Source organism: Gammaproteobacteria bacterium (assembly GCA_041395445.1).
Lineage (GTDB): Bacteria > Pseudomonadota > Gammaproteobacteria > Xanthomonadales > Marinicellaceae > NORP309.
Genome location: JAWLAO010000007.1, coordinates 1 through 23950, shown reverse-complemented (window position 1 = coordinate 23950; position 23950 = coordinate 1). Strand labels below are relative to the sequence as shown.

Here is a 23950-nt window from a genome sequence, read left to right as displayed (position 1 = left end):
CTTATTTATACCATATATTACTTTTTTATTGCCTAATAGTATAAATTTTGAGTTTATTTAGCAAGCACATTTCAGCAAAACTATCGCATAATGTATCAGGTCTATAATAATTACCAAACCATCATGAATACCGCAGAAAATATTGAAGCCAAATTTGAATTCAACTGGGAAGAAATCGCTTTCAAACTTTTTATCTCCAGAGAACTGGACGATCTGGAAGAATACACCTTAGTTAAGAACAAAAAGGTTCTTTATCAATTTTCCGCACGCGGACATGATTTGGCACAGATTATTCTCGGACAGTGTATTATTGGTCAACGAGATGCGGTTTCCGGTTATTACCGATCGCGACCTTTGCTTTTGGCGATGGGACTGCCACCTCAACAAGCATTAGAAGCATCAATGATGAAACTAGGTGGTTTTTCAGATGGTCGTGATATTGGCGTTGTTTTCAATAATCCAAAAACAGACGGTGCTTGTATTTTTCCTATGTCAGGTGCAGTTGGCGCTCAATACACTCCGGTTTCGGGTTGGGCTCAGGCTGCAAAATATCATACTGAAGTTTTAAAAGATAATCGTTGGAAAGATGCCATCGGTTTGGTTTTAGGTGGTGATGGTTCGGTGGCAACCAATGGTTTTTGGTCGGCACTCACAATAGCAACCACCCAACAGCTTCCTCAGCTTTTTTATATTGAAGACAATGGCTATGGAATTTCTGTTCCTTCAGAATTTCAAACTCCGGGTGGAAATATTGCTGCCAATTTGGCAAGTTTCAAAGGATTAACCATTATCAGTGGTGATGGAACCAATCCGCAACAAGCCAGCGAATTGGTCGCACAGGCTCATTCTATTGTTCGTTACGAAAGAAAACCGGTCTTATTGCGATTAACAGTTCCCCGACTCAACGGACACTCGGCACAGGATACTCAAGCCTATAAATCATCACAAAGAATCACCTTTGAACAACAACATGATCCGCTTCCAAAGTTGAAGAAATTCCTGCTGGCCAATTCGATATTAACCGAAGAAAAATGGCATGAGATTCAAAAAAATGCCAAAAGTACCGTCAATAAAGCCTTTATCAAAGCTGATAATAAGCCTTTTGCCAATCCTGATAATATCACAAAAAATGTGTTCTGCGAATATGACGAAAATGGCGAAATGATTTTGCAAAAACAAGGTGGAATTCATCTTTCCAAACCCCTATTTCCCCCATCATCTCAGGAAGTGATTGCTCAACCGGGTCGAATTAACATGGTGACAGCGATTCGCAAAACACTTGATTTTGAACTACAACACAACAAAAGAATGTCTGTTTTTGGCGAAGATGTCGGAGCCAAAGGCGGTGTTCATGCGGTGACATTGGGGCTACAGGAAAAATACGGCAAGCAACGTGTATTCGACACGAGTTTATCTGAGGAAGGCATCATCGGTCGCTCACTTGGCATGTCACTTGCCGGATTACTTCCCGTACCAGAAATTCAGTTCCGCAAATATGCCGATCCGGCCGAAGAACAACTCAACGATATTGGCTCCATGCGTTGGAGAACCAACAATCGCTTCGCCGCACCAATGGTGGTTCGGATGGCGGGTGGATATTTCGGTTGCGGCGATCCTTGGCATTCTCAAACTGCCGAGGCCAAATGGGTTCATGCAATCGGTTGGCAAGTTGCCATGCCATCCAATGCCGAAGATGCTGTTGGCTTGTTACGCTATGCGTTGCGTGATAACAACCCGACCATATTCTTTGAACATCGTCGAATGCTCGATGATATCTGGGCACGCCGTGAATATCCCGGAGATCAATACATTATTCCGTTTGGCAAAGGCAAGAAAATCACCGAAGGTGATCGCCTCACACTGGTGACTTGGGGAGGAATGGTTTCACGTTGCCATCAAGCGGTTTTAGATTCCAAACTGGGTGTCGATTTGATTGACCTGCGTACTATTAAGCCTTGGGATAAAGAGATGGTGATTGAATCGGTCAAAAAGACCAATCGTATTTTGATTGTTCATGAAGACAATTTATCAGCCGGTTTCGGTGCAGAAATTGCTGCAATTTTAGCAAAAGAGGCTTTTTACTATCTGGATGCTCCGATTGAAAGACTGACAATGCCCGATATTGCCAATCCGCACGAACCCGGATTGATGAACGCTGCTGTTCCCACAGCGGAGAAAATTCATCAAGCCATCAAAAATCTGGATCAAGCCTGATGTCAAATGTAAACATTACGCTCAGTGAAGAGCAACGCGAAGGCACGAAAGCAACGGTCAGCCAATGGCTTTATCAGGTTGGTGATGTTGTGACCGCGAATGAACCCATCGTGGAAATTGAAACCGACAAAGTGATGATGGAAATCATCGCACCGGCGACTGGCAAGCTGGTTGAAATCAAACTCAACTCCGGTGACGAGGTCTCCGGTTCAACTATTTTAGGAATTATTGATCAAAACAATACCACCGCAACCAGCTCATCTCCAAAAACTCCGATTGAGTCAATTGCCGAAAAACAACCAATCAATGATGAGCCAATTGAATCAAATAACAAGCTCGATTATTCTCAAAAATCCCTATTTATCAGCCCCTCTGTCCGTCGTTTGCTCAGCCAACATCCAATTGATTTGAATTTGGTCAGAGGCACAGGAAAAGACGGTCGGATCACCAGTCGGGATATTGAGGCTTATTTGAAAAACCCTCAGTATCAAAACGATTTAAAACCCAGTAAGCATATTCCAATCAGCAACATGCGCAAAAGCATTGCTGACCACATGGTCGAAAGTTTGCTTCACACTGCACCTCATGTCACTTCAGTTTTTAATCTGGATATGTCATCCATTATCGCCCATCGAAAAGCCAACAAGGAAAGTTTTAAACAACAAGGTGCAAATCTGACATTCACCAGTTATTTCATCGCCGCATCTGTTGCCGCAATCAAACAACAACCGTTAATCAACTCACAATTGCATAAAGACAGCATCGAGATTTTTAATCATATCAACATTGGTATTGGAACAGCCCTTGAAGATAAAGGACTCATTGTTCCAGTCATAAAAAACTGTGAAAACAAAGACTTATTGATAATTTCAAGAAACCTCACTGAAATGACTGATAAAGCTCGGAATAATAAACTCAAACCAAGTGATGTGCAAGACGGTACATTCACCATCTCCAATCACGGCGTCAGTGGCTCATTAATTGCGACACCAATCATTATCAATCAACCTCAATCCGCAATTCTTGGAATCGGCAAAATGGAAAAAAGAGTGATTGTCAAAGAAGTAGCCGGTGAAGATGTTATCACCATTAAACCGATGTGCTATGTCACACTCACCATCGATCATCGCGTTCTCGATGCACATCAATGCAATCAGTTTTTAAGCGTTTTTGTAGAGACTTTGGAGAATTGGAAATAATAATCAATGACTCTGACTCCATTGATTTATCTTCCCTTTGGAATCAATGTCCATCCAAAAATGATTACAATCAAAGAAAGCAACCCATTTAGTGGATGATTTAATGACTCAGGTAAAATCTTATAAGTTATAAAAAAAGGTACAACCGTCGATAATATAACGAGAAATAGAACCAAGTTTAGGTACTTTTTTCGTTTGGTTAAATTAAATTTATTGCTATTATATTTTATTGAAATAAAACAGATAGCTACAAATAGAAATAGAAAAACTGTAATGATGATTTTCATATTTACCTCATTTATCACTTAAAATAAAATTCTTCAAAATAAGAATATATTGCTCCACCAGCAACAGTTACTTCAAAAGTCATTCCAAAAGCAGTTAAGTTTTGAAAATTTTTAATTGTATCGGGTGATGGCTTTATAAAATTTAATCGACCAGGATTCCCAGGTATCAATGTCTTGGGCATCTGTTTTATTCAATAGGGTCGGAGTCATTGATTTTAGAGCCATACAAAAAAGCCTGCTTCTCGGCAGGCTTTTTTTTGTTTAAATTTGCGCATTAGCAAAAATCCCAATCTTGTTGGCAATTCACGACAAACATCAATCCCAGCTTAATGCTCCGCCGGTTTGGTACTCTGTGACTCTAGTTTCAAAAAAGTTCTTTTCTTTCCGTAAGTTAGCTTGTTCGTCCAACCAGTTGAGTGGTGATTCAGCTCCCGGGAATGGTTCTTCCAGACCAAGGCTTCTGGCTCTTCTGTTAGCGATATAGCGGAATTGCTCACTGTGATCGGATGCAGAGTAGCCTAAAATCGGACGACGCAAAATGTATTTGGCATAACCCATTTCGGCGGCTTCGGCTTCTTCCCACATGTCTTTGACTTCTTTCGGATCGAGGGTGATGTCGTTTTCGGCGAAGATTTGTTTCACCACGCGAATTCCGAAACTGGCATGCATGACTTCATCACGCATGATGTATTGCAGTTGTTCGGCTGTGCCTTTCATCAAACCGCGTCTTTGTAGCGAGAATATAGGTGAAAAGCCATTGTAAAACCAGCATCCTTCAAAAATGGCCGCAAAGAAAATATAGGCCATAACAAATTCATGGAGGTTTTCTTTTTTACTTAAATCCATATCAACACGCAAAACAGAATCCAGTCTGCGATTGGCGATTTGAATTTTTTTGTTGATTTCAGGGACAACGCGATAGCGATTATAGATTTCACCTTGATCCAAACCAATGGTTTCGATGCAATGTTGGTAAGTCCAGGTATGTAAGGCTTCTTCATAAACCTGTCTTGCCTGATAAATTTGCAACTCAGGAGCTGACATTTTTTCCATTACCGCCAAGCCGATATTACGCATAGCGAGGACATCGGAGGTTGTCAGATAGGATAAAACATTGGTGTAAACATGGCGTTCATCATCATTGAGTTTGTGATGAAAGTCATGAACATCGCTAGTCATGTTGATATCCAGCGGTGTCCAGTGATTTTTGTTGGCATTCAGGAAGTATTTCCAAGCCCAAGGATATTTGAAAGGAGCTAACTGGTTGATGTCAGTTTGACCATTGATGACTCTTTTGTCTTCGGCATGAACAGGTTCAACCGCAACACGGGCATTAATCTCCTTGTTTTCAGGAGTGTGATTAACCACCGGTTGTTGTTTCTCTTTTTGCTGCTTAGATTCAAACTTTTCAGCAGCTTTGACTTCCTGTTTCTGTTCTTTGGTTTCTTTTTTGCCAAGACCTAAAGGATCATCCCAATTATACATTTATCACTCCCACGAAGTTGCCAAAACATCCGTAGCATCATATCAGAGGCTACCGAATAGTAATAGTATTTATTTTTTAAAATTTAAATTTTGAGAGCTATGTTCGATTCTATGACTTTGACAAAACTGACGATAGAGCAGCAGACTAAGGCTTAAATCGCAGTTAATAATCAATTATTAACAAGATTTATAACGCAATGATGCTGTTTTAGTGTCATGTTTTTCATGTCATACGAATCGAGACATAGGTCTCTCTATTGACAGGCTTCACAGTCCGGATCCAATATCGAGCACGCTGCCGGTGCGACCGATCCGAGTTGTTGTTGCTTGTCCCCTCTCTCATCGACACTTTTCTCTGCCTGAGTTGCACCCAGCGAACGCAGATAATAAGTGGTTTTGAGTCCTCTCACCCATGCCAGTTTATAAATGGCATCCAATTTCTTGCCTGACGGCTCTTTCATATAGATGTTTAATGATTGTGCCTGATCAATCCATTTTTGTCTGCGCGAAGCCGCTTCAATCAACCAACCCGCATCCACTTCAAAAGCTGTGGCATATTTCTGTTTCAAATGATCCGGTACCCGGTCAATTTTCTGCACGCTACCGTCAAAATATTTCAAATCATTAATCATCACATCATCCCAGATATCCAAATCCTTGAAGTCCTGAACCAAATATGGGTTCACAATGGTAAATTCACCGGATAAATTCGATTTAACAAATAAGTTCTGATAAATCGGTTCGATTGATTGCGAAACACCGGAAATATTGGAAATGGTCGCGGTTGGTGCAATCGCCATGGTGTTGGAATTACGCATTCCTTGTTTTTTAATTTTCTTGCGCAATTGATCCCAGTCCATTGTCGAGGATTTATCCATTTGAATAAAATGTCCTCTTTCTTTTTCCAGCATATCTATGGAATCAATCGGTAAGATTCCTTGCGACCACAATGAACCTTCATAACTGGGATAAGTTCCTCTTTCTGCTGCCAAATCACTGGATGCGGATAAAGCATAATATGAAACTGCTTCCATTGATTCATCAGCAAATTGAATCGCCTGTTCTGATGTGTAGGCTAGTTGTTGTTTGTACAATGCATCCTGAAAACCCATCAAACCAATTCCAACCGGTCTGTGTCTCAAATTGGAACGTCTCGCCTGTGGCACGCTGTAGAAGTTGTAATCAATCACATTGTCCAACATACGCATGGCTGTTGTTACGGTTTTTTCCAGCTTTTCATAGTCAATTCCGTTTTCAGTTGTGTGATGTGGCAAATTGACAGAACCTAAGTTACAAACTGCTATTTCATCATCTGAAGTATTTAATGTAATTTCAGTACAGAGATTGGAACTGTGAACCACACCCATGTGTTGCTGTGGCGAACGAATGTTACAAGGGTCTTTGAAAGTCAACCAAGGATGACCAGTTTCAAACAGCATTCCCAACATTTTACGCCATAAGTCTTTCGCCTGAATCACTCGGAAATTTGTAACTCCTCCGGCTTGAGCTTTTTGCTCATACTCTTCGTACTTTTCACGGAATTTCTGACCGTATAAATCATGCAGTTCCGGAACTTCTTCCGGCGAAAACAATGTCCAGCTTTTTTCTTCCGCCACTCTTTCCATAAACAAATCCGGAATCCAGTTGGCTGTATTCATATCATGAGTTCTGCGACGATCATCACCGGTGTTTTTACGTAAATCCAGAAACTCTTCGATGTCAATGTGCCAGCTTTCCAAATAAGCACACATAGCACCTTTGCGTTTTCCGCCTTGATTAACAGCAACTGCTGTGTCATTCGCCACTTTAAGGAATGGCACAACCCCTTGCGATTCGCCGTTTGTACCTTTAATACGAGCCCCTAAACCACGAACCCGTGACCAGTCATTTCCTAAGCCACCGGCATATTTAGACAATAAAGCATCATCGGTAATCGCACTGAATATTCCTTTCAAATCATCAGGAACAGTTGTCAGATAACAGCTTGATAGCTGTGGACGTAAAGTTCCCGAGTTAAACAAAGTCGGCGTTGAGCTCATAAAATCAAACGAACTCAGCAAGTTGTAGAACTCAATGGCGCGTTCTTCTCTGTCAACTTCGTTGATTGCCAGTCCCATGGACACGCGCATAAAGAAACTTTGCGGAAGCTCGATACGATTTTTGCCACTATGAATAAAATATCTGTCATACAGAGTTTGAAAACCCAAATAGGTGAAATTCAAATCTCGTTCCGGTTTGATAGCCTGACCGAGTTTATCTAAATCATAATTAGTCAATTCAGGCGACAATAATTCCAATTCAACCGCTTTGTGAATGTATTTTTTAAAGCTGGACGGATAAAGTTCAACCATTTGTGATTGAGTCGCTTCTCTTTCTTCCCCATAAAGAAAAGATAATGCCTCTTTTCTAAGGCTGTCTAGCAACAATCTGGCTGCAACTCGTGAATAATTCGGGTCTTTCTCGATGTGTTGTCTGGCACTCATGATGATTGCCGAACTCAAGTCCTTTTCAGCGATACCATCAAAAATATTGCGATAAGCATCTTTCAGAATCAATTCTTTATCAACGCCGGCAAGTCCTTCAACAGATTCTGAAATAATGACTTCCAAACGACCGGCATCAAGAAGTTTTTTCTCACCATCATTACCTATAACATGAATTGCAGGACCGGTTGATTTTTTCTTGGATTTGGCTTTATTTTTTTCTCTTTTCTCGGCTTGTTTGGCACGATACAAAACATAATCACGGGCGACCTTGTGTTCACCGGCTCGCATCAATGCTAATTCAACCTGATCCTGAATATCTTCGATATGAATGGTTCCGCCGTCATCTAGGTTTCTGAATAAACCACGAACCACATCTTCAGTCAGTTTTTCAACAATTTCCCTGATTCTGCGTGAAGCAGCTGCCTGACCACCTTCGACCGCCAAAAATGCTTTTGTCATTGCGACTGAAATCTTGGACTTATCAAAACCGGTAATCATCCCATTTCTACGAATGACTCTGTATTCTCCCGGTGCTGATGTTTTTACATCATTTTGTACAGATTTTTTGTCTTCAATCATTTGATTTTTTGGTGTATCTGACCCATGTGTTTCAGTATTTTGCATTTTGACTCCGGAAGCGTTTGTATTGACCCATTCTTATCACAAAAACTTTCAAAAATAAAAAACAGCGATGAATCTCTCACCATTTCAAAACTGTTTTTTTATTATTATTTTATAGAAAAGTTTTCGCTCAATCCGCTTCTATCATAATGATAAAATTGGACTAAATCAAGCTGAAATTGAAGATAAAGAACGATTAATTTAATGTGCCTTTTTGAATCAATTTTTGACATTTTTTTACATAGCTATCAATTCAAAATGCAATCAATAAGTTAGCAAATTTTTCTCATGTGATATGGGCAAATTTGGCTCTAACTTTCATCTATTTTAGTTTGGAAATAGAAACGCCCAAAATTCAAAATCGCCGCAACCGTCAATCCCAAAATCAGACCCAACCAAAGACCTTCAGCACCCATATTTTTTTCAAAACAAAACCACCACGAACAGGCCAACCCAAAACCCCAATAAGCAATTGTTGTTGCATACATCAAAAATGTTGTGTCTTGAATTCCGCGTAATGCTCCGGCTCCGGCAACTGCTATGGGTAATTGAATGATTTCAAACATTAGGTCTCTCCTCTCTATTATTTAGTTGCACTAATCAAAGACTCAGCCGGTATTCCTAAACTATTGTGAAGATTGCGAATCATGGGGAGCGTAAGAGATCTTTTCTTATTCAGTATTTCATACACTCTGTTTGATTTTCCAATCATAGGAACGAGGTCTTTAACACTTAAATTTTGTCGCTCCATTTCAAATCGGATAGCTTCAATTGGATCAGGCAACTCAAGACTGTAATTCTGTGCTTCATAAGCCTCAACCAACGTAACCAGGATGTCTAGCATATCACCATCTGGCGTATCCTTTTCTGCCATCATTAATTTGTCAATCTCTTTAAGAGTTTCCCGATAATCACTTTCATTTTTTATTGGTTTAATATTCATAATCTCTATTCTCTAAATACTTTGTACGTCTATTGCATCATATTGAGCGTGTGTACCAATGAAACGAATATATACCACACCATAGGGGTAATTAATCTTCACTACTAAACGATATTTGTTGCCGGCAATATTGAATACCACCCTGCTATCTTTAAGAATACTGGCATTGCCAAAGTCAGCTTTAACATCAGCCGGTACCGACCAGTCAGCTTTTTTTACAAATCTATACCAAGCTAATGTCTGTTTCTTGGCATCCAAATATTCAGGAGCATTTTCCCAAAAATACTTAAGTGTGGATAGTGCAATTATTCTCATACGGTGATTATAGTCCCGTATCGGGACTAATGCAAGGGGTATTTGTTTTTATAATTTTGAGGGTTTAGTGATCGAGACTTTAAAAATACAGTCTCGATCACCATTGCTATTTAAGTATCTGATGCAACCTAAATAATCTTATCATCCAGTCAATGGACTGACCTAAGATGAAAATATAGTCCCTGAAGGACTTTGCTTTTTTTTCTTCCATTTGTTTCACCTTTATGGATAGCCATGAAACCAACTGAAAGTCCACCAGAGCCAGAAAATAGATCTATTTATGACATCTTATCTTGACAAAACAAAGCTGTGCTTTTATTCTAAATCCAGTTGGTTCATAGCCAATTTTTAAAAAAAATCTAAAACCTGTAAGCTTATTTGAACGATCAGCTTGCAGGTTTTTTTAATACCTGCTACACAAGTTTCAGTTCGTGAGATAAAGCCAGTAATTTCGGCTCAATCCGCTTTTATCTTAATGATAAAATTGGACTAAATCAAGTTGAAATTGAAGATAAAGAACTATTAATTTAATGTGCTTTTTTGAATCAATTTTTGGCATTTTTTTAAATAGCTGTCAATTCAAAATGCAATCAACAGGTTAGCTGATTTTTCTCGCGTGATATGGGCAAATTTGGCTCTAACTTTCATCTATTTTTGTTTTGAAATAGAAACGCCCAAAATTTAAAATCGCAGCAACAGTCAATCCTAAAATCAGACCCAACCAAAGACCTTCAGCGCCCATGTTTTGTTCAAAACAAAACCACCATGAACAGGCCAACCCAAATCCCCAGTAAGCAATTGTTGTTGCATACATCAAAAATGTTGTGTCTTGAATTCCGCGCAATGCTCCGGCTCCGGCAACTTGCACTCCATCAGAAATCTGAAATGCCGCCGCGAAAAGCAATAATTGCACTGCGACAACCTGAACCGATTCTGCTCCTGTATAAAGTTCTACAATCGACCCTTTAAACAAAAAAATCGTCATCGCTGTAATGATCTGAACGATAAAAATCATACCAATTCCAATCATACCGGCTCTTCTTGTTTCGATCGCTGACTTTCTGCCGACAGCATTCCCAACCCGAACAGTAATCGCCATTGACATCCCTAGAGGAATCATAAACATGAACGAGGCAAAATTAAGTGAGATTTGATGAGCTGCTATCACGTCCGGTGAAAGACTGGATGCTATCATTGTCACAGCGGAAAAAAAACCACCTTCAGCAAAAAGCGCAATTCCAATTGGAACTCCAATCGACAGAACCTTAAAAATTACTTGTTTATCCACTTTTTCAAAGTGCGAAAAGACTTCCAAATCACGAAACCATCGGTGTTTCAACATAACCAAGCCAAAAGCAACAGTTTGAATCAGAATGACCAATGCAGAAGCATATCCGCAACCTTGAACTCCAAGTGCAGGAAAACCAAATTTACCAAACATTAAAATGTAGTTGAACGGAATATTCAAAAACAAACCCAAAAAGCTAATATACATCGTAATACGAGTGTGAGATAAACCATCGGCGACATATCTGAACACCAGGAAAAACGGAAAAACTAAAATACCCCAAGATATTGCATACAAATAGTTGATGGCATCAGGTATAACTTCCTGTCTGGTGCCAAAAAGTTTGAATAATGGCGTTAAATTCCTTAAAACAATAAAGAAAATGATTCCTATAAACAGTGCCAACCATAACAATTGACGTACCAATGGACCAACTTCTTTTCGTTTTCCGGCACCATCCAATTCTGAAACCATCGGCGGGGTTGCCATCAAAATTCCAAAAACAAACATTATTCCAATCGCCCAAATAGCACCTCCAATGGAAACTGCCGCCAACGGAATTGTTCCCAGACGACCGGACATGACGGTATCAACCACTCCAATCAGCATGACAGTAATTTGACTAATCACCAAAGGAGTGGATAATTTAATCGTTTGTTTTATATGATGTTTTATTGATTGTTCTTGCATGGAGCTATCATTTATAATCATGAAGTTAATGTAAAGAAAAAAAAAACAAATGACAGCTATAATCTCAAAAACAGCATTCGTCACAGGTGCCACCGGATTTCTGGGAACTCATCTATGCAATCAATTACAAGAACAAGGCTGGCAAGTCTTTGCTCTTTGCAGAAATCCACAGAAAGCAACCGAACTTAACAAAGAAATCACTCTGATTAAAGGCGATATTCTGGATGTTGATAGTTTCTCAAATAACCTTCCGGAACATTTAACGGCTGTTTTTCATACCGCTGCCAGTACCAATACCTGGTTTAAAAACAATGACATGCAGACAAAAACGAATATTGAGGGAACAAAAAATATTTTAAAACTGGCTCAGGAAAAGAGTGTCGAAAAATACATTCACATCTCTTCGGTTGTGGTTTTTGGAATCCATAAAACTCTGACAAATATCACTGAGAATCTGTCAAAATCAGGTGCTGACAGTTGGATTAACTACGTTAAAACCAAAACTGCTGCGGAAAATTATGTACTGTCTCAGAACAAACTAAACTCTGTTATTATCAATCCGACACATATCATCGGACCCGGCGATACACACAATTGGGCGAGATTGATTCAAATGATTGCAAAAAACAAGCTACCCAGTATTCCCAATGGAGCCGGTTCTTTTGTTGATGTCAGAGATGTTGCTGCAGGAATCATTCAGTCTTTTCATCATGGTAAACCAGGTGAGAATTATTTACTGGGTGGAACGGACATGAACTTCAAACAATTTGTTCATACAGTTGCAGATAAACTGGAGGTCAAACCAACAAAAGTTCAGTTGCCCAACTTCCTGTTGAAAGCTCTGGCTCATATTAAAAACAGCATTTCCCGCATCAACAACAAAGAACCCAACATCACGCCCGAATCGGTTGCATTAATTTCAGATTTGTACGGATGTGATGCCAGAAAAGCCCGAAAAGAGCTCCATTATCAAACCAGAAGCATCGACGAAACACTCACCGATACTCTGGATTTTTTAACTAAAGAAAAGTTGATTTAATCCTGTTTTTCCTGAATTTTCAATTTTGATAATTTTCTGGCATAACGACTTTGGACAATTTCCACAATGACTAATATTCCCAATACGAAATAGAATGTTGTTTTACTCATTGGTACAATCGCTTGATTAAAGAATTTCAAATGAGCCAAATGACCACCTTCAGTAATCAGCATGATTCCCACAATAAACAACACAAAAAGTCCTAATACTTCGTACATTCTGTTTTTCTGCAAAAACTCAGCCACTCTGTCTGCCAGCCAAATCATCAAAGCGGCACTGATAAGAATCGCTGTTGCCATTATGATATAACTATCTGTTAATGCCATTGCCGACAATATGGAATCGAATGAAAATATCAGATTCATCACCACAATCATCGTCAATACTTTATTGAATGACTGTGGCTTTTTTTCTTCGTGCATTTCATCTTCTAAAGAAAGCATGTGCCAGATTTCTTTCATTGCCGTGTACATAATAAAGACACCACCGAATAAAACAATCGTGCTGTGAACATTAAAAGTTCCTTCAACCACACCAAGCCAACTGAGATGCGCAAATGGATCTTGAAAATATGCGACTAACTTCATCAAAGCGAATAGAAGAATCAAACGTAAAATCACCGCCAAACCAATTCCCAAACGACGCAATGAAGCCTGCCTCGGCTTTTCCACTCTTTGAGATTCCAGTGAGATATAAAGCAAATTATCAAAACCCAAAACGGCCTGAAGCATAATCAGCATCACTAAAGTCAAAAGATTTTCAATCGTCAATAATTCCATACCCAAACACACATTTGTTTAAAAAAACTGATTATACATTATAATGCTGGCATGACAAATTCAGAATTACACCCTTTTGAAAAACTGGTTCCTGAGCTCATAATGGATGCAGTTGAAGAGCACGGCTTTGAGTGCGATGGTTGCGTTTTCGCTTTAAACAGTTATGAAAACCGTGTTTATCAAATTGGTGTGGAAGATTCGCAAGAATCAATTATCGCTAAATTCTACAGACCAAATCGCTGGAGTTTGGAACAAATTCAGGAAGAACATGATTTCTGTTTTGAACTGGCAGAACATGAAATTCCCGCCATTATGCCGATAAAAAACACAAATGGTGAAAGTCTTCATTGTTATGAAGGGTTTTATTTTGCCCTTTTTGCAAAAATAGGTGGATATACTCCTGAATTAGATCACAAAGATAACTTGCAAATTATGGCGAGAATGCTGGCAAGATTGCATAACATTGGCGAGAAGAAACTCTTTAAACATCGACCCAAACTCGACATTCAGACTTTTGGTAGATATTCAGTTGAATTTATCAGCAACGAGTTTATTCCATTTGAGCATAAATCATCCTACGACTCTGTAACCAAACAACTCTTGGAAGTCATGGAGTCCAGACTGCAAAACGCTCATAATATTCGAGTTCACGGCGACTTGCATATCGGCAATATTTTGATGCGGGATGATATTCCTTTTCTGGTTGACTTTGATGACACTCGTCTGGCTCCTGCAATACAGGATATTTGGATGTTGTTATCCGGAGAATCCCATGAACAACAAAATCAACTGCATAAAATCATTAGTGCTTATAGCGAATTCCGAGATTTTCCACATCACGAAATCAAAATGATTGAATCCCTTCGCACCCTCAGAATGCTACACCATTGTGCATGGCTCGCCAGAAGATGGGACGACCCGGCTTTTGAAACTGCTTTTCCATGGTTTGATGAAAACAGTTACTGGCTTCAACACATTCAGGACTTGAGAAATCAATTAGATGCTCTACAGCAAAACAATGGGACTCTATAGCGATTTATTGGAGAAGATAAAGGACTGGGCAAGTGAGCTAGGCTTTTCCCAAGTCGGAATTTCTGACGTTGATTTATCGGAAGCGGAAGGACATTTAAAAAACTGGATAGCTAAAGGCTTTCATGCGGACATGGACTTTATGCACAAACATGGAAGCAAAAGAACCAATCCACAAGAGTTGGTCGAGGGAACAGTTCGAGTTGTTTCCTTGCGGTTTGATTATTTTTACAAATCTTTAGTTCCTTATGAAGAGGTTTTAAAACAGAAAAACAAAGCTGCTATTTCTCGCTACGCCATGGGCAAAGATTATCACAAGATTATCCGAAAAAAACTAAAGTTCCTCGCTGAAAAAATCAAAACTGAAGTACAAGACATGGACTATCGGGTATTTACCGACTCCGCTCCGGTGATGGAGAAAGCCATCGCCGAAAAAGCCGGTCTAGGCTGGATTGGCAAACACAGCAACTTAATAAATTCACAAGCAGGGAGTTATTTCTTTTTGGGAGAGATTTACACAAATATTCCGTTGCCTGTCAGTGAAAAAGCCACGTTTCATTGCGGAACCTGCACCAAATGCATTGATGCTTGCCCGACAAAAGCCATCGTCGCACCTTTTCAAGTCGATTCCCGCCGCTGCATTTCTTACCTCACCATAGAAAATAAAGGAGAAATTCCGGAAGAGTTCCACGAAGCTATGGGCAACCGCATTTACGGCTGTGATGACTGCCAAATGGTTTGTCCATGGAACAAGTTCACCTGCGAATCGCAAACACTGGACTTCATGCCCCGACATCAATTTGATGAACCTGATATTGAGGATTTGTTATCATGGGATGAAAAAACATTCTTAAAAAATACCGAAGGTTCGCCGATTCGGCGAATTGGTTTTGAATCTTGGCAAAGGAATTTGAGAATAGCTAAAAAGAATTCTGAGTTATAGTTTTAGATTATATCTATAGTCGTGCCGTTATTTCAGCATCTTTTCTTTGTTACTTTTACTCGTGTAAAAGTAACTCAAAAGCACGCCCCAAACTCTCAGCCTTTGGCTACCCTCAATATTTTCTTAAATTTGGCGTTTGCAAAAAATCACATTGCAAGCAATGTTCAAACACTTGCAAACTTATTTCCAAATTTTTCAAAAATATCTCGGTGAGAGTTAAGGGAGGTTATTCCTTCGTTGGAATTTTTATTGCAGTACAATAAATCTGTAATGTCTAAATCTTAATGAACCATATATAGATTTTCCCAACTACGAAATTTGTTGTGCTTTTAACGATTTCTATAAGACTGGAATCTACAACTGAAGATGCGAGAAAATGTCTAGTTGCAGCACGCACTTTTGGTATATCGAGAAACACCATAAATCTAAGTGCTTTTGTTACATCAATTGGAGATTTCGATTTTCCTTTACTAAGTGCATCCAGATCCTTTTCTATCCCCTTTCGTTGAGCCGAACCATAGACCTCACCCTGATTGATTGGAATGACACACTTTACTTCTACCACAACAGAGAACGGTGATGATAGTTCAATATCAAATCCGTTTGCATTAGGCTTCGTTAAGTCAATTTGACTCCGAATTGCACTCATTTGCTTTGCATCAAAATGCAATGCCGCCCCTAGCATCTCCGCAAAAACACTCGTAAGTTTCAACGTAAGTATGTTGTTGATATCCGATAGCGCCAGCTTAAACTTCAGAAAGCCGGTAATATCCAACTTGCTGTAATAATCGATAGCAGGAAGATCGAATTGCTCAGTTAAAAACTCATTAATTCTAGCCTGAAGGGCTTTTTCTCGACTATACTCCGACATAGACATACTTTTGTGTTAGGTAGTGTATTGATTTCTTAACAAGTGGAACGACGATTTAAACGCTCAATCATATAATTTGCTCCGTTTTTTCTTAAGTTAAGTTTAAGAGAACTCAATTAACCAGTCAAACAAACTCTGATTTAATATACAACTGGAAAGCAGCTTATTCCTTTAACTCTCAACTAAGCAAACCGCAAGAATGAGGAGTTTTAAAACTTTTTCGATGTGAGTCCAAATATTTTGTACTTACCTGTGGATGACAAAACTTTATTTTTCCTCTGATGTCATCTTTTTCGCAATCTGTTTTAACAAATTCTGATAAATCTCCTCATCAACTTTGATGATTTGAGACAAATTCTGTATCTGCAAATCCAAGTCAGCAATTTCCTGTTCGGTTTGAGGGATTAATACCGAATTGCTTTGATGCTGACGTTCGAGTTTTAATTGTAGAAATAATTTATACTCAAACAACCATTTAGGGTTGAGTTCGTTTTGAGCCTGTGAAAACCATTTATCGGCAAGTTCTTGCCTTTCCATCAGAAAATAGGTGTATGCCAGAGATAGTGCCGCAATCGCTTTGGACTGTTCATCGCTTTCTTCATTATTGACAACTTCGGTTGCCGGTTCTATGGCTTGGATGTAGTTTTGATTGAAATAGAGAGACAGAGATAAGTATGCTAAATTCAGTGGTTGTTTATAAATAAAATTGCCTTTTTGAGCAATGGTTCTTGATTGTTTGAAAAAATCTTCTGCATTTTTCCAATCACCTTGGCGAGCTGCATTCATGCCCTTATACAAATAGGCTACACTTTGTGTTTTTGTGTTTTTCATGACCTCCAGATAGTTCAATAAAGTGTCCAAAAGCACATTTGCCTTTTCAAACTGAAAAGTTTGAACCAACACAAATCCCAAGGTGAAAATTTTTGGGCTGAGATAGGAAAATTCATTATTTGCCAGTTGATGCTTGATTGCTTGTTGAATCATTTCCAGTGCTTTTTCACTTTGATATTGATTTTGGTACAAATCACTCAAAAAACTATATGAATTCGCTATATACCGACCCGTTCCTGTTGCTAAAGCCATTTGCAAACCTTGTTGTCCCAGCTCAATGGCCTTGTCATAATCATTGACAATCACATACGTCGCCGCCAGATTATTGATAGCAATCATTTCACCGACATTATCTCGGGCATCTTTGGCATCATTGATAATTTCTTCATACAAATCCATCGACTCTTTAATGCTTGAATGCTTTTTATAAAATGCTGCCAATACCATCTTGGCATCTATTAATTTAATTGTGTCATTGGCCTCTTTAAGAATTTCGATTGCTGAGAAAATATGTGATTTCTCTTTCTCAATGAAATCCGGCTCGTCGGTTAAATAACCGTAATTGGTCGCTAGATTCAAATGAATCTGTCCAACCCATTCAGGACGATTGGTTTCTTGATACAACTTTAGTGCTTTCAGATAATTTTCGTTACTTTCTTTGAAGTTTTGCAAGTGATATTGACTTAATCCAATTTTATTATACAAAAAAGCCAAGTCTCTTTTTGAATACTTATCGGTATCATTTTTCAGTAATTCCTGAAAATGTTTTAGCCCGCCTTCCCAATCACTTCTTAGCATTTTATTGAGCGATTCTTTCTTTGCTTCGTTAAAAAAATCCTGCTTATCCTGCGGTTTGATATAAAAAAAGGCGGTCACTGCCAACACTAATAATGCTATTATAGCAACGAACCATTTCTTTCCTGATTTTGTTTTTTTGAACTGCGAAGAGCTATGATGAGTTGTGTTGATATCATCAGTTGTTTCAATAGTGTATTTGATTTTATAACCACGTCCATAAACATTTTCAATCACATCTCGCGGAATCCCTGAATCAACAAAAATCTCCCTAACCAATTGAACCTGTTTAAAAACCGAAGCATCACTGACAATCACATCTTTCCAAACTTGACTCAATATATCATCCTTGCTGATAACTTCTCCGTCACTCTGCAAGAATATCAATAGAGTATCTAATGTATTCTTTTTACACTCATACGGTTGGTTGTTTACCTCCAGCTGATCGCCATTGATTTTAAAAACCGCATCAAGTAACTTAAATTTCATTAATTTGCTTATACACTCTCATCCGAATTTTCAAATATAACTTATCATGAAGATATATACTTTGATTTTTGTTAATAAAAGAGACCTTTGCAAAAGAAAAACTCACCCGAGAAAACAATAAAGATTAAGTACACTCACAGAATGTAGAAAATTTACTGTTAACAACATAGAAAGATGCTATATTGATTAAACATTCATATAAAAACTAGGGAACTCAATATGCAGCAACCAAGACATCAACTTAAAATCAACACGTTATTATTGCTGCTGATTATTGCTTTAATCTCTTCCAACAGCTATGCAGGACGTTGGTTAACCACCGACTGGGTGGTTGAGTGCATTGATCCTGTCAATTGTGAACCTGCCAATGAGGTATTGGCGAGTCAATTAAAAAAAGGCAGTGTATGGCTGAAGGGTTTAGGTTTTGAAGGTCCAGCGTCTTTTAGTAACCTCGAACTGGGAGAACCTGAATTAACGCATTGGATTGCGAACATATCAGATGAAAAAGTATCGCAATTGGGCGTGGACTTCACCGGGCGTTACGATACCGATGAGGAGTTGATTTGGTTAACCAGCAATCATTACTTTAATGTAGGAGCATCGGGTTCTACACATGATGATCCATATTATAAACTGGATAATTTAAAAACAGTTGTTGGTGTTCATGAACTGTTTCATGCTGTGCAAAACGCCAGTGAGTATCACTTACCTTTTGATGAAAAACACAGGTGGATACGTGAAGGTACTGCCGTTGCCGTACAGTTGGATTATGCAATAGAAATTGAAACTGATACGGATGCATTGTACATGAGAGGGAATCATACTCGTCCACTTGATCAACCCTTTGAATTAATGGACAACTACTTAACCGCCGGCTTTTGGATATTCGTCGGAAATCAGTTGGGGGCACGCCCCCGAACAGTTTATTTGCATGAAATGTTTCAGAATGAATTATTGGCTAAAGACACCGGTATAGCTGGCGTGGATGATTTCCTCAAACCCCATGGAGGTATGTATAAGATATTTCCACTCTATATGGCAAAAATTGATTTTGACATATCCTTTGGTGAACCCAGTCAATGGCAACTTAAATTACCACCAAACCAAAAGGAGATAAGTAAAAACTTCAATGGTTCCGTTCAACAAATTGCAGCTACCGCAAGTATGCTAACAGTAGCTCATCAGTCCGAATTACCTGTTGAGGTTCGAATTGAATTTGTTGGTAATGACAGTGATTTACACCTTATTGTTGATAAAACCTTGCAACTGAATCAACAACAACCACAACGCAATGTCTTTGTTCAGCAAGTTAATGAAAACATGGAAAGCTTCGAAGTGGTTGTTGCCGAAGTAGCAAAAGATGTTAAATTGTCTAAAAATAGAGACTTTACAATGAAAGTCACACTCAGGGAATTACAGCCTTTACCTTGTGGATTTAAAGCCGAAGTAGGATCAGGTGTCCCAATGGCAGGTTATCACGAAGGTCCGGCACGCATGATCGGAAATTTGATGGTTTTAAGCGACCCTAAAACCGGATGGGAAGCACATGTTGAAATACCGGCAAAAACGACAGGGACTTTCAAAACTACCTTTGAGGCAGTCGCTATTAAAGTCGATCGTCCTGAATGTCCCGGGGGGTGTGTAGAATACTGGGAGAGTGATGATGCTCAAATACAAATCACGGCAATTGACAACGATCGCAAATCCGGTTTTGTGGAGGGAAGTTTTTCGGGAATAGCATCATGGAAAGGCGGAGGCAGTACAGGCAATGCAACACCTTTTAGTGTTAAAGTAGATAAATTCAGAGCTTTGAAATACAGTGTTAGAAAGAAAGGTGCCTTGCAAACTTGTAATAACTATTGGAAAAATCGCTGATGAAGATAACAGAACAAGTGTGGAAAATTTAAGTTAACCTCAGAAACAGATTCATATATCTTTTTGAGAATTTAAGGTTTCGGAGATATATCTACTACCAGTTAGTTATGTTAATCCACTTTACTCAAAACTGATTGCCAGGCGGCTAACTTCCATATTCCGTTCACCTTTCGTTGAACTTCCAAAAACCTGATAGTAAAGTCTGTTCTCCCTAAATTGACATCGACTTTTCCGGTTAACACAGCTGTTTCTCCATAGAACCTCACTTTTATATCTCCTGGAACAAACTTTTGATAATCAATTTTTCCGGATTTTACAGTTTCAAGATACCCGGACTTTGTTTCAGTCCAGCCGGTTGTGTGCGCATACGAGAGATCTTCTGCGAGCAGAAGATTCAATGTTTCCACATCTGCAATAATCATTGCGGAAATTCTGTCAGATTGAGCCTTAAGAACTTCCTGCTCCTGCTCAGTGTAGGCAGTCTCTTGAGCGACTCCAAACTGCGAATACAGAAAAAGCTGGAGACTTATTATTTTTAATAGTTTCATAGTTATTGTATGTTCCGGTATTATTGAGTTAAACGGATTAATAAAAAATGCCAATACGAATATCATAAATACATTTTACATCAAAATACAGAGATTTAGAGATCCTATTTCCAAAGCCTCATCAAAGAAATGCAATTGCAATATTTAACAAGATTGTTCAATCTACATTTAATTCAGCTAATATTTATTTTTCAGTTGTATAATAGCAGTCATTATTTCTTTTGGAAACTTTTATGAAAAAGCTAAAAATCCCTGTTTTATCATCAATTTTGTTATTCATGACGGCTTGCGTCACGATTAATGTTTATTTCCCCGCCGCTGAAGCTGAAGATGCTGCTGAAAAAATCATCAATAAAATTATTGGTGATGAGAATTCTGAAGAGACACAAGGAAATAACCCGCAAAGCCATCGTTTTGATTTAAATCCTTTAAACTGGATTATTTCGTCCGCTCACGCCGAAGTGAACATCAATATTTCATCACCTGCAATTGTAGAAATCACTGATCGCATGAAGCAACGATTTGATGAAAGTCTGCAAGCTTACTTAGATACTGCAATAATCGGTTTCACCAATGAAGGATTTATTGATATTTTAGCAACTGACAGCCTTGGTTTGAAAGACAGACAACAACTGAAAAAACTGGTTGCTGATGAAAATCGTGATCGCAAAGCACTTTATCGTGAACTGGCAGTTGCCAATGGTCATGCGGATTGGGAAGAAGAAATCACCAATGTTTTCATCAGACTTTGGAAAGAAAAAGCACACAGCGGTTGGAAATATCAGGATGCTGAAGGTGTTTGGCAAACGAAATAGGCCATTTTAAACAAAGTTTAATCAACAAAAGTGGTGTTTTCAGCTAAAATGCCACTTTTTTTATTGCCTTAGAAAATGTCCAGAAGACGCCAAAGAAAACTCATCGAACAACCTATAACACTAAAAATCGAAGATCTCAGCCATGACGGACGTGGCATTACTCGCGTGAATGGCAAGGTAATGTTTGTCAATGGTGCTTTGCCGGGTGAAGAAGTCGTCGTCAAACATACCGGTGGCAATAAAAATTTTGAAGAAGGAATCACAACAGAAGTTATTACTCCATCGGCCGATCGAATCGAGCCGGAATGTCAGTTCTATCACCTCTGCAATGGATGTAGTATGATGCACTTGCATCCGGACAAACAGATTGAGTTTAAACAAAACACCCTCAAACAAAATCTGTTAAAAATGGCAAAGATTCAACCACAAAACTGGATGTCGCCATTAACCGACTCCTCATGGCATTATCGCCGTCGTGCTCGTTTATCGGTGCGTTGGGTGATTGCCAAAGATAAGGTTTTAGTTGGCTTTAGAGAGAAAAACGGACGTTATGTTGCGGAAATGGATGAATGCAAAATTCTGCAAAAACCATTAGATCAATTGCTGCAACCCATCGCTGAAATGATTGAAAAGCTGGATATCAAACAGCATATCGCACAAGTTGAAGCATCTATTGCCGACAATGATGTAGCTTTGATTTTTCGCCACCTCAAACCAATTGGAATCAAAGACAGAAGTGTCTTTTTGAATTTTTCCAGCAACCACAAAGTCAGGGTTTTCCTGCAATCCAAAGGTCCAAAAACCATCATCGAATTAACCGACAATCCGGAAAAGTCCGAACCATTATTTTTTGAAATTCCTGAATACAAAATAAAGATGGAATTCTTGCCAAGCGACTTCATTCAGGTTAACAAAAGAATGAACGAAAAAATGATTGCGCAGGCATTATCATTATTGGAAATCTCTGAAAACGATGTGATTCTGGATTTATTCTGCGGTTTAGGCAACTTTACATTGCCGTTGGCAACAAAGGTGAAACAAGTGGTTGGTGTTGAAGGTGAAAAGTCTTTGGTTGAAAGAGCTGAGCACAACTCAAAAATTAACAATTTGCAAAATATCGAATTTCACGTTGCTGATTTGCGTTTAAATCATGAAAGTTCTGACTGGTTTCAAAAAGAATACACCAAAGTTCTGATTGACCCGCCTCGCAGTGGAGCCTTTGAAATACTGCCATTAATTGCACGAACCAAAGCAGACACATTGCTTTATGTTTCCTGCCATCCCGCAAGTCTGGCAAGAGACACGGATTATCTGGTGAATGAACTTGGTTTTAAACTCATCAGTGCCGGCGTGATGGACATGTTTCCCCACACCTCACATGTTGAATCCATGGCATTATTTAAAAGATAAGATATTGATAATTTCTTCAACTTTCATGATGTCGGCTCTGACCAAATGAGCCAACATCATTTATAATCGGTATTACAATGATTGTAGCAGTATTGAAAACTCATCATTCATAGCTGTTTTCAGAGACAATATTTTATATTATCAATTTTAATAGTCTTTAGCATTAATTCTTATACCTTCAAATGTATGGCCTCCAACATCTTCACCAAACAATCTAAATGCACCTATTCCACCAAGTTTCATTTTATAAACGGGTTTGATTTCAATATCTCCCAACAATCCTCTTGTGTCCAGAAACTCACATGATGGACCGACAACCTCATTACTTTCTTCAGTAACATAGCAATAAATAAAGCCAATATGGTGACTGTTTGGGAAAAAGTCATATCTACTGACAGAAAACCCAATATCAATAATACCATCTTGTGTGATATCACCAATATTTTTAGAAGATATTACTACCGCTTCTGAAAATATATTATATGGCTCTGGAGGAACATCTGGATGACTCTCATTGTATTGATAAACAAAAGTCCAAACTCCCTCTAGCTCTGGAATTAAATAGGATGTTTGTTCAGGAAAATCTCTGCTTTTTGTAACACCAAAGATAATTGGCACGATATTTTGCTCTTCACCACCATTGATACTGTACAGAGCATGATTTTTTTGTGTGAACTTGAGTGAAATTTGTCCCTCATAATTGGTTTGAGTGGGAAAAATATAATCATTATTGAAACTATTGCCATTCTCAAACTGCATCAAATCAGCATTGAGTGTCCACATGATATTGGGTTCATTAGAAGGTGATAAATCGTTTACAAATGTCCACCATCTGGACTTTCCATCATCATCGTATCCAAAAACCACGCCAAACAGTTTGCCATCCTGAACATCAAGAGTCATTCCGCTTCCTGATTGATCCGGATTATACCACATCCCATTATGAGGTTCGGTTCGTTTTGATAGAGACTCACAGTCCACACAAGGAGCCACAGGAC

19 protein-coding genes are annotated in these 23950 nt (G+C 38.8%); 8 read left to right on the top strand and 11 right to left on the bottom strand.

What is annotated here, in order from left to right; all coding sequences use genetic code 11:
- Positions 1-123: 123 nt before the first annotated feature.
- Together R3F25_11300 and R3F25_11295 are read left to right on the top strand one after the other, a co-directional pair.
- Positions 124-2214, top strand: coding sequence for a thiamine pyrophosphate-dependent enzyme (locus R3F25_11300; protein MEZ5497391.1), 2091 nt, complete (start codon positions 124-126; stop codon positions 2212-2214).
- The gene (locus R3F25_11295) at positions 2214-3413 is read left to right on the top strand and encodes a 2-oxo acid dehydrogenase subunit E2 (protein MEZ5497390.1); all 1200 of its coding nucleotides are present in this window, start codon (positions 2214-2216) and stop codon (positions 3411-3413) included. The genes R3F25_11300 and R3F25_11295 overlap by 1 nt, the downstream gene beginning before the upstream one ends.
- A gap of 602 nt (positions 3414-4015) precedes the next feature.
- Here the strand turns inward: R3F25_11295 and R3F25_11290 are convergent.
- The 6 genes from R3F25_11290 to R3F25_11265 all read right to left on the bottom strand — a co-directional run bounded on the left by R3F25_11290 (position 4016) and on the right by R3F25_11265 (position 11528).
- Complete coding sequence (locus tag R3F25_11290; protein MEZ5497389.1) at positions 4016-5185, bottom strand: ribonucleotide-diphosphate reductase subunit beta; 1170 nt, start codon at positions 5183-5185, stop codon at positions 4016-4018.
- A gap of 254 nt (positions 5186-5439) precedes the next feature.
- Positions 5440-8250 (bottom strand): ribonucleoside-diphosphate reductase subunit alpha, encoded by a 2811-nt coding sequence (locus R3F25_11285; protein MEZ5497388.1) that lies wholly within the window; start codon positions 8248-8250, stop codon positions 5440-5442.
- A gap of 353 nt (positions 8251-8603) precedes the next feature.
- Complete coding sequence (locus R3F25_11280; protein MEZ5497387.1) at positions 8604-8858, bottom strand: hypothetical protein; 255 nt, start codon at positions 8856-8858, stop codon at positions 8604-8606.
- Between the two features lie 17 nt (positions 8859-8875).
- A complete protein-coding gene (locus tag R3F25_11275; GenBank protein MEZ5497386.1) occupies positions 8876-9235 on the bottom strand; it encodes a transcriptional regulator in 360 nt (119 codons plus the stop codon).
- A 12-nt stretch (positions 9236-9247) separates the two neighbouring features.
- Positions 9248-9550: a type II toxin-antitoxin system HigB family toxin gene (locus R3F25_11270; GenBank protein MEZ5497385.1), complete on the bottom strand. Its 303-nt coding sequence runs from the start codon at positions 9548-9550 to the stop codon at positions 9248-9250.
- Positions 9551-10187: 637 nt separating this feature from the next.
- Entirely contained in the window at positions 10188-11528 is a 1341-nt protein-coding gene (locus R3F25_11265) for an MATE family efflux transporter (protein ID MEZ5497384.1), read from the bottom strand.
- A gap of 49 nt (positions 11529-11577) precedes the next feature.
- On the opposite strand from R3F25_11265, the gene R3F25_11260 reads away from it, so the two are divergent.
- On the top strand, positions 11578-12567 hold the full coding sequence (locus R3F25_11260; protein MEZ5497383.1) for an NAD-dependent epimerase/dehydratase family protein: 990 nt from the start codon (positions 11578-11580) through the stop codon (positions 12565-12567).
- Here R3F25_11260 and R3F25_11255 read toward each other — a convergent pair.
- Entirely contained in the window at positions 12564-13346 is a 783-nt protein-coding gene (locus tag R3F25_11255) for a tellurium resistance protein TerC (GenBank protein MEZ5497382.1), read from the bottom strand. The genes R3F25_11260 and R3F25_11255 overlap by 4 nt on opposite strands.
- Positions 13347-13397: 51 nt before the next feature.
- On the opposite strand from R3F25_11255, the gene R3F25_11250 reads away from it, so the two are divergent.
- Both R3F25_11250 and queG read left to right on the top strand, forming a co-directional pair.
- Positions 13398-14378: a serine/threonine protein kinase gene (locus R3F25_11250; protein ID MEZ5497381.1), complete on the top strand. Its 981-nt coding sequence runs from the start codon at positions 13398-13400 to the stop codon at positions 14376-14378.
- A complete protein-coding gene (gene queG, locus R3F25_11245; GenBank protein MEZ5497380.1) occupies positions 14365-15318 on the top strand; it encodes a tRNA epoxyqueuosine(34) reductase QueG in 954 nt (317 codons plus the stop codon). The genes R3F25_11250 and queG overlap by 14 nt, the downstream gene beginning before the upstream one ends.
- Positions 15319-15592: 274 nt before the next feature.
- Here the strand turns inward: queG and R3F25_11240 are convergent, their stop codons facing one another.
- Positions 15593-16189, bottom strand: coding sequence for a hypothetical protein (locus tag R3F25_11240; GenBank protein ID MEZ5497379.1), 597 nt, complete (start codon positions 16187-16189; stop codon positions 15593-15595).
- Between the two features lie 267 nt (positions 16190-16456).
- Complete coding sequence (locus R3F25_11235) at positions 16457-18304, bottom strand: tetratricopeptide repeat protein (protein MEZ5497378.1); 1848 nt, start codon at positions 18302-18304, stop codon at positions 16457-16459.
- 219 nt (positions 18305-18523) lie between these two features.
- On the opposite strand from R3F25_11235, the gene R3F25_11230 reads away from it, so the two are divergent.
- Entirely contained in the window at positions 18524-20179 is a 1656-nt protein-coding gene (locus R3F25_11230; protein ID MEZ5497377.1) for a hypothetical protein, read from the top strand.
- A 110-nt stretch (positions 20180-20289) separates the two neighbouring features.
- Here the strand turns inward: R3F25_11230 and R3F25_11225 are convergent, their stop codons facing one another.
- Complete coding sequence (locus tag R3F25_11225) at positions 20290-20727, bottom strand: nuclear transport factor 2 family protein (GenBank protein ID MEZ5497376.1); 438 nt, start codon at positions 20725-20727, stop codon at positions 20290-20292.
- 233 nt (positions 20728-20960) lie between these two features.
- Between R3F25_11225 and R3F25_11220 the strand changes: the two genes are divergently transcribed.
- Together R3F25_11220 and rlmD are read left to right on the top strand one after the other, a co-directional pair.
- On the top strand, positions 20961-21542 hold the full coding sequence (locus tag R3F25_11220) for a DUF1318 domain-containing protein (protein MEZ5497375.1): 582 nt from the start codon (positions 20961-20963) through the stop codon (positions 21540-21542).
- Positions 21543-21617: 75 nt separating this feature from the next.
- Positions 21618-22952 carry a 23S rRNA (uracil(1939)-C(5))-methyltransferase RlmD gene (gene rlmD, locus R3F25_11215; protein ID MEZ5497374.1) on the top strand — a complete coding sequence of 445 codons (1335 nt, stop codon included), beginning with the start codon at positions 21618-21620 and terminating at the stop codon, positions 22950-22952.
- Between the two features lie 147 nt (positions 22953-23099).
- On the opposite strand, the gene R3F25_11210 is transcribed toward rlmD, so the two are convergent.
- Positions 23100-23950 (bottom strand): hypothetical protein (locus tag R3F25_11210; GenBank protein ID MEZ5497373.1); only part of this gene is annotated, 851 nt, incomplete at its 5' end.